The sequence below is a fragment of the Microcystis sp. M53603_WE2 genome (assembly GCF_030065435.1).
In genome coordinates this window covers 1-1326 of the sequence record NZ_JASJFF010001090.1, presented here as the reverse complement: position 1 = coordinate 1326, position 1326 = coordinate 1, and the positions used below count along the sequence as shown (strand labels likewise).

The 1326-nt window shown below is 47.0% G+C and carries 1 protein-coding gene and 1 pseudogene; both read right to left on the bottom strand.

The genetic code is table 11. The features are described from left to right. Positions 1–419 precede the first annotated feature (419 nt). A complete protein-coding gene (locus tag PX481_RS22980) occupies positions 420–1220 on the bottom strand; it encodes a tetratricopeptide repeat protein (RefSeq protein WP_002761720.1) in 801 nt (266 codons plus the stop codon). 42 nt (positions 1221–1262) lie between these two features. Continuing rightward, a pseudogene (locus PX481_RS22975) lies at positions 1263–1326 on the bottom strand (5-(carboxyamino)imidazole ribonucleotide mutase); the annotation flags it as partial.

Sequence of the window (1326 nt, the reverse complement as noted above, 5' to 3'; positions counted from 1 at the left end):
GGTGTGGGGTTTTACCGATTTTGAGGGGGTCAATTACCTAATTTTCAGGGAAAAAGTACCTGAATTTTCCCCCCAATCACTCCAATGGTCGGCACTTTTTGAGGTCAAAAAAGTCTAAAAGCCTTATCCAACAAGGTTTTTAGATTTATTCAGCAAACCCTAATTAGTTTACACTTCATCTCTTAGGGGTGGTAGTGACAGTGGCGGTGTCAAAGTTGCAAGTTTCTGTATTTAACCCCACCGGAGTTGGGGGAGCCGGAGCTGGGTCGAGGAAGTTTGAGCATTTGTACTAAAATTTCCCCGACGCAGTTTAAATGCAGTACAACCCAGCACATCTCAATTGTATTTTAGTCGCGGATTTCAGGATAATTGGCCTCTCAGTCCCGCTACTGCGAGAAAAATTGCTATTTAGTCCTTCTTTACTTTAAGTTAAGAAACTTATCTAAGGCTAGAACCATATTCGGCGGCCAACGTCGCACGCTTTTTACCCAATCGAGGTCTTGATAGCGGGTATCCATGCCGACGGCGGCTACCCAATTGCTTTCCGCCTCTCCCTGTTGTCCTTGGGTCCATAAAACGGCGCTTAAGGCTGCTCTGACATCGGGAAACATGGGGTATTTGCGGGCAATATTCCGCATTTTTTGGACTGCTTCTGGATATCTGCCCAATTCGTACAGGGCCAGAGCCAGATTAGCTTGCGCCCAGGCAAAATTCGGGGCTAGTTGGGTAGCTTGGCGATAGTCTTTGACGGCGGCTTCCCAGTCCCCTAAACCGCCTTCGGCGTTGCCGCGATTGTTATAGGCAAAGGCATCATTGGGATCCAGTTCTAAAACTTTATTATAATCGGCGATCGCTTCTTGATATTTGCCTTCTCCCTCTAAAGCGGTGCCGCGATTGAGGTAGGGATCGGGGGCATCGGGGGCAATGGCGATCGCTTGGTTAAAATCAGCGATCGCATCCTCTAATTTATTGAGACTGACTCTGGCATTGCCGCGATTACTCCAGACGGCGGGATTAGTGGGGAATTTGGCGACTAATTGGGTCCAATAGCTTTCGGCCTGGGCGTAATCCCCTTTTTCTGTGGCTTCTAGGGCTTTTTCGGCGATAACTTCCCCTTCTCTAATCTGTTCTTCGCTAATAGTCGGGCTATCGGCATAAGCCGCTATGGGTAGGGCAAAAAAGAGCAATAGACTCAATACACAAGCGGTGATCCAACGCATAATTACTTCATAATTTGTTACTTAATCTTTTCTCAATCTACCCTACTTAGGTGAACTCTGCCCTAGATAGTCTTGATAGCCTAGTCGTTGAAGATTGCTTTGTTTT